The sequence below is a fragment of the Streptococcus sp. 4094 genome, from assembly GCF_013277125.1.
In the GTDB taxonomy this organism is placed as follows: domain Bacteria; phylum Bacillota; class Bacilli; order Lactobacillales; family Streptococcaceae; genus Streptococcus.
Genome location: NZ_VMMI01000064.1, coordinates 1 through 6,640, shown reverse-complemented (window position 1 = coordinate 6,640; position 6,640 = coordinate 1). Strand labels below are relative to the sequence as shown.

Annotated in this window: 6 protein-coding genes and 1 pseudogene; all 7 read right to left on the bottom strand. The window is 41.8% G+C overall.

What is annotated here, in order from left to right; genetic code table 11:
* Positions 1-196: 196 nt before the first annotated feature.
* Positions 197-394 (bottom strand): annotated as a pseudogene (locus HT721_RS10605) (N-acetylmuramoyl-L-alanine amidase family protein); the annotation flags it as partial.
* Positions 395-635: 241 nt separating this feature from the next.
* Positions 636-1,310, bottom strand: coding sequence for a hypothetical protein (locus tag HT721_RS10600; RefSeq protein ID WP_173214631.1), 675 nt, complete (start codon positions 1,308-1,310; stop codon positions 636-638).
* Positions 1,311-1,314: 4 nt separating this feature from the next.
* Positions 1,315-1,761, bottom strand: coding sequence for a LytTR family DNA-binding domain-containing protein (locus tag HT721_RS10595; protein ID WP_000776604.1), 447 nt, complete (start codon positions 1,759-1,761; stop codon positions 1,315-1,317).
* 113 nt (positions 1,762-1,874) lie between these two features.
* Positions 1,875-2,378 carry a phosphatase PAP2 family protein gene (locus tag HT721_RS10590; protein WP_173214629.1) on the bottom strand — a complete coding sequence of 168 codons (504 nt, stop codon included), beginning with the start codon at positions 2,376-2,378 and terminating at the stop codon, positions 1,875-1,877.
* A gap of 95 nt (positions 2,379-2,473) precedes the next feature.
* On the bottom strand, positions 2,474-4,234 hold the full coding sequence (locus HT721_RS10585) for an ABC transporter ATP-binding protein (protein ID WP_173214627.1): 1,761 nt from the start codon (positions 4,232-4,234) through the stop codon (positions 2,474-2,476).
* Positions 4,224-5,993, bottom strand: coding sequence for an ABC transporter ATP-binding protein (locus HT721_RS10580; protein ID WP_173229788.1), 1,770 nt, complete (start codon positions 5,991-5,993; stop codon positions 4,224-4,226). The genes HT721_RS10585 and HT721_RS10580 overlap by 11 nt, the downstream gene beginning before the upstream one ends.
* Positions 5,968-6,438: a MarR family winged helix-turn-helix transcriptional regulator gene (locus HT721_RS10575; RefSeq protein WP_173229786.1), complete on the bottom strand. Its 471-nt coding sequence runs from the start codon at positions 6,436-6,438 to the stop codon at positions 5,968-5,970. The genes HT721_RS10580 and HT721_RS10575 overlap by 26 nt, the downstream gene beginning before the upstream one ends.
* Between the last annotated feature and the right edge of the window lie 202 nt (positions 6,439-6,640).

Below are 6,640 nucleotides of genomic sequence, written 5' to 3'. Positions count from 1 at the left end.
CATATTAGACGAAAGTCATTTTGAGTGATATGATAGGACTATCGTTATACTCAATGAAAATCAAAGAGCAAACTAGGAAGCTAGCCGTAGGTTGCTCAAAGCACTGCTTTGAGGTTGTAGATAGAACTGACGAAGTCAGTAACATATATACGGTAAGGCGACGCTGGTTTGAAGAGATTTTCGAAGAGTATTATTCTTATTGCCAAGCACCTGAGTTGCCAACGTAGTAGCCATCAAGCGTGTAGGTATTGCGAAGCATCTTACCTGATGAAGCTAGATAATACCACTTGCCATTATCTTTGACCCAATCATTCGCTAGCACGGAACCAGAAGAACTTACATAATACCATTCTCCCTTGTCATAAACCCAAGTGCTTGCTTTCATAGCTCCTGAGCAATTAAAGGTTCAAAAAACTGTCCAATATCATTCATTTTTTTAAAACATTTGACACTACATCATCCACGCTGTAGGACATAGATACATCAAACGTAAGAGCCAAAATATCGAAAAATATACAACTTTGAAAGGCAACATTTCATTTTTTAAAGTCTAACAACCATAGAACTGAAATCAGAGCAAGGCATCAATTTCCTACTCTTAGTACGTCTATTTTGATGGTTGAAGTGAAGATTTTTTATTTAACGTAGACAATACCCAACTTCCCAAAAGCCACATCCCCACGGATAATCAAGGTTTTGCTGGTTGGGGCTAGAGGGGCATCTGCCTTGGCTACACCACAGAAAGTTTCCACCTTCAAATCAACTCTCCAATGTTGGGGAACATAGATAACTGCATTGCCAAAACCAACTTCGATATCCAGAGTAGCAAAATCACCTAACATCTCTGCATTATCATAATATATCTTGGCATTCCCAAAACCAACTTCAACTTGGTCTTCTACCAATTCTTGGTCTTGCTTGTAGAAAGTCCCTGTCCCAAAAGCGACTTCCTTATCTGTAAGAATGGTCTTTTCACCGTCATACCACCATTTTTTTCCATTCCAAGTTCTGTTAGAATGAGTCAGCATGTTTACTCCGAGAACAATTAGAACTCCTGCCCAGATTAGTGTCTGATTTGGAATCGGTAAAATATCATAAAAATGATTAGCAATCATGAGGGCCACTAGGGCTGTAAAAGAGGCTGATGTCAGATGACGACGAAGCAAAGCCTCAACTGATTGGTAGGCAAAAAAAACAATACCAATCAAGGGCCAAATTTGCCCTCCCAGAGAAGGGATTCCAAAATTTCCTTGTAACAATATTATAGCTGCAAAAATAAGCAACACAATACCAAATGCTTTCTTTTTCATGTTCTTACCTCATGTTTCTTAGATTTTCTTTTAGGAGGGATTGGTAATGCCGTGAGACATGAACCTCCTTGTGGGTTTGATAAAAGGAAATGGTGCCCGTTCCTGAAAAGGACTTGTCCACCGAATAGACTTGCCGAATATTAGCGATCGTTGACTTGGATACCCGACTAAAATAGCGAGGAAGGATAGCCTCTAACTCATAGAGTTTAAGTCGAACCTCGTAGGCATCTTTCTGGGTATGGGCGTAAATCTTGTTCCCCTCTGTTTCAAAGAAAAGAATTTCCGACAAGTCCAGATAATATTCACCCGTCCCCTTGTAAAAAATCAACCGAGGAGACTTGGACTCTTGCAAGAGCCGCTGTAAATCCGCAATCTCATCTGTCAAAGCCGCTGCCTTGATGACAATTTCAGTTTCCTCTAAATTGCTGTCAATTTCGATTCGTAACTTCATTCCATCTCCTTTCTGACTCTACTATATCAAAGCCAAAATAAGAAAACAAGAGCAAAAAAGCAAGTGGTTACTTTAGGCACGTAAGTGGTTCTAGGACCGCCTTAACATACAAGTCAAAATAGAAAGAAAAGCACACCCCACACAAGAGCACAAATATAGCCAACCACTACATCCTTGGGATAATGCACGCCACCTAAGACTCTCACTAGACCTAGGAAGGCTGATAATGTCAAACAAATCATCCCCATAGTTAGACTAGCATGCAAGCAAGCCATGGAGATAATGGTTGCTGAAAAGACATGACGACTGGGCATAGACTGACCAGGACTATCTCTGTCAAGCAAGGGTTTAATATCCCATTCCTCATAAGGTCTAGGGGCATTGATTTTCTTGCGAAGAAAGGACAAAACCACAAAACCTGACGCAGGAACAAACAAGTAGATCCATATCTTTTTCCCAAGTCCTTCTTGGAGATAGGTAGTTGCTAACAAGGTTAGATAAATCATAGGCATAACTACCGTCATGAACCGATTGAAAGCTCTTAACAATCTCAGAAGAAAGGGCTTATTTTCAATCTTACCAGCAATGTGGTCATACCATTCTTGATAATTCTTCATATATTTTCTCATCACTTACTCAAATTTTGCTTATAGGGAAGCACTTGTCTTCTAGTATAGTGCAGAAAAAGAAGGCCGTCAAGCCTTCTTTGGGTTTATTCTTCTACTTCGTCTTCTGTAAATTGACTGTTGTAGAGGTCAGCGTAGAAACCAGCTTGTGCCATTAGCTCATCATGATTTCCTTGCTCGATGATATTGCCATCTTTCATGACTAGAATAAGATCAGCATTTCGGATAGTAGACAAGCGGTGGGCGATGACAAAGGAAGTTCTGCCTTCCATCAAACGGTCCATGGCTTTCTGAATCAATTCCTCTGTACGGGTATCAACAGAAGAAGTTGCTTCATCTAGGATTAGGAGTGGCGCATCTTTCAGCAAAGCACGAGCAATGGTCAAGAGTTGTTTTTGCCCGACAGACAAGGTTACCGTGTCGTCCAAGACTGTATCGTAACCATCTGGTAGAGTCATGATAAAGTGGTGAATCCCTACAGCCTTGCTGGCTTCGATCACGCGCTCATCACTAATACCCTTTTGGTTATAGATAAGATTGTCTCGGATAGTCCCTTCAAAGAGCCAAGTGTCCTGCAAGACCATTGAAAAGGCATCATGTACTTCCGAACGCTTCATCTCCTTGGTATCCACACCATCAATGCGGATACTTCCCTTATCAATCTCATAAAACTTCATCAAAAGATTGACAATGGTTGTCTTCCCAGCTCCGGTCGGTCCGACAATGGCAACCTTTTGACCTGCATGAGCAGTCGCAGAAAAGTCATGGATAATGGTTCGCTCTGGTGTATAACCAAAGGAGACTCGATCAAAGACTACTTGACCTTTCATATCGCTCAATTGTCTTGCTTTATGGGATTCATCTTCCATCTCCTCTTCAGCTAGGAATTCGAAGACACGTCCCATGGCTGCACTAGCCTGCTGAAGACTAGTAATCCCTTGGGCAATTTGTGAAAGAGGCTGAGAAAAGATACGAACGTAGGCCATAAAGGCAACGATAATCCCGATACTGATGTGCCCATTCAGAGCCAAGGCTGCACCAACGATAATCACCAAGGCATAGCTAAAGTTCCCAATAAACATCATAATCGGCATCATAATCCCTGAAATAAATTGAGATTTCCAGATACTGTCATACAGACGATGGTTTAATTTCGCAAACTCTTCTTTCGTATTCTCGATAGCATTGTAACTGGTCACCACATTATGGCCAGAGTACATTTCCTCCACATAGCCATTGACAGCTGCCAAATCTTGTTGCTGACTCTTAAAAAATCCCTGGGATTTGCCCATAAAGACGGATACAAATGCAAATCCAATAAGGGTTGAAACAACCGTTACCAAGGCTAAAATCCAGTTCATCCCAAACATGGTTACCAAGACTGCCACGACCAGTAAAGTGGATGAAAGAACTGTTCCCAGACTTTGATTAAGGGACTGGGCTGCAGTGTCAACGTCATTGGTTACACGAGACAAGGTATCTCCTTGAGAATGTCCATCAAAATACCCCAATGGTAGGCGATTGATTTTCTCTGCAATCGCTCTTCTCAAACGCTCTGAAAAACGTTGAATAGCTGTTGTAAACAGAAAGGCCTGCAAATAATTTGATAGAAGTCCGATCACATAAATCACGGCCAAAAAACCACCAATAGCTGCAACCGCCGCGACATCCACACTAGTTCCCAGACCATTTGCAATGATATTGGTCATTTCCTTAATGCGGGTTGGCCCATATACAGTAATGATATTGGATACGATTGTTGCTAGAAAGGCAATCAAAAGGGCAAACTGGAGGCCTGCAAGATAGGGTTTACTCTGTTTCCAAAGAGACATTTTCTTATTTTCCATGTTCCAATTCCTCCTTCGATAGTTGTGAATAGGCAATTTCTTGGTAAACTTCGTTATTAGCTAGAAGTTCCTTGTGGGTGCCTTGTCCCACGACTTTTCCTTGATCCAAGACCAAAATCAAATCAGCATCCATAATCGTTGAAATACGCTGTGCGACGATAAGCTTGGTCATAGACTTGGTTTTCTCTGCTAGCTCTTGGCGTAGGACACTGTCTGTCTTGTAGTCCAAGGCTGAGAAGGAGTCATCAAAGATGAGGATTTCTGGCTTCCGAGCTAAGGCACGCGCAATGGCCAGACGCTGTCTTTGACCACCTGAGAAGTTGGTTCCTCCTTGGGCCACTTCTGACTCTAAGCCCGCTTCCTTGTCTTCGATAAAGTTCTTAGACTGGGCCAATTCCAAGGCTTGCCACATAGCTTTCTCACTAAGTGGTGTTTCTTGACTCTGTCCAAAGTCTAGATTAGCCTTGACATCACCTGAAAAGAGAACAGCTTTTTGTGGAATATAACCAACCTTGTTGCGCAAATCCTCTAAGGCATAGCCTTGAACATTGACACCGTCCACCAGAATTTCTCCTGCTGACACATCGTAGAAACGTGGAATCAGATTGACCAGAGTTGATTTACCAGAACCTGTTGACCCAATAAAGGCAACTGTTTGACCAGCGTCTGCTCTAAAGCTAACATTCTCAATAACCGCCTCCGAATTTGCCGCATAGCGGAAGGTCACATCCTTAAATTCGACCTGACCTTTAAGGTTTTCATCAGCAAGTTGCACTTGAGCAGGATTTTGGATAGAAGAATGCAAATCTAGAACTTGATTGATCCGTTTGGCAGAAACCATGGTTCGAGGAAGAACGATGAAGAGCGCCCCCATGAGAAGGAAGCCCATGACAACCTGCATGGCATAAGACATGAAAACAACCATGTCACTAAAGAGAGGCAGACGCGCTGTCGCAGCAGCGTCGTTAATCACATAAGCCCCAATCCAGTAAATTGCCACACTCAAACCACTTGAAATCCCCATCATGATAGGGTTCAAAATAGCCATAAGACGGTTGACAAACAAATTCAAGCGTGTCAATTCATCATTTGCTGATGCAAATTTTTCATTTTGGTATTCTTCAGCATTGTAGGCACGAACGACACGAATACCTGTTAAACTCTCACGAGTGATACTGTTCAGTTTATCTGTCAGCCCCTGAATCAAGGACTGTTTTGGAAAGGCTAGCGTCATCAAAACAGTCGTCATCAGGACGTTGACAATCACTGCCACAAGTACGGCCCAGAGCCAGTATTCTGAATGACCTAAAATCTTCCCAATAGCCCAGATAGCCATAATCGGACCACGCGTAACTACTTGCAAGCCCATGGTAATCAACATTTGAACTTGGGTAATATCATTAGTGGTACGAGTTAAAAGACTGGGAATAGAGAATTTCTTAATCTCTGTCTGCGAGTAGTCTAAAACTCGGTTAAAAATATCACTTCTCAGCCTACTAGTATAAGAAGCCGCCACTCGGGATGCAAAAAATCCAACTGCAACTACGGACAAGAAGGCAAGAAAGGACATTCCCACCATCATGCTTGCCGGCTGCCACAACTCATCTAAATTAGTTCCTTGACTACCTAGCAAATCCGTAATTTTCGAGATATAGGTCGGCACTTCCAACTCCAGATAGACCGAAAAGCAGGTAAAGAGAATGGCTAGTAAAATCATCCCCCATTCTTTTCTACTAATTCGTTTGGCTAATTTCTTCATTCTCTCCTCCTATTCCCTTGATATTTGCCTGTAGTTGACCGAGAACTTTCTCAAAAATCAGTAATTCATCTTCATCAATGTTTTCCATCAACTGCTTGTCTATCCGTTCAAAAAAAGCCTTAACCTGTTGCATCTGAGAACGTGCTTTGTCCGTCAAACGAACAAATTTTGCCCGCTTATCGCTAGGACTCGCCTCCAATTCCACCAAACCATTTTGCACCATACGCTTAACCAGATTACTAGCAACAGACTTGGTAATATTGAGTTCCTGCTCGATATCTTTAATCAAGACCAAGTCTTGGTTTTTCTCACAATTATCCAAAAAACGCACAACCTGACCTTGAGGCCCACCCATAAATTCAATACCACAACGTTTGGCTTCCTTTTGCACCATGAGATGAATCTGATGACCAAAACGCTTAAAGACTAACATGGGTTTATCCATACTTACTCCTTTCTAACCATCACATTTAGTTCCCTAGGAACTAAATAAGTTCCCATGAGAACTATTTTACCATTTTCAGAAAAGATGTCAAGAAAAAGTTTCCTAGAGAACTATTTTCTTGATTCAAAAAATCCCAAGTGATTTTTTCACTTAGGATCATGTTCTCTAGGTTAAATTAGAATCCGTCTACTTTTACAAATAC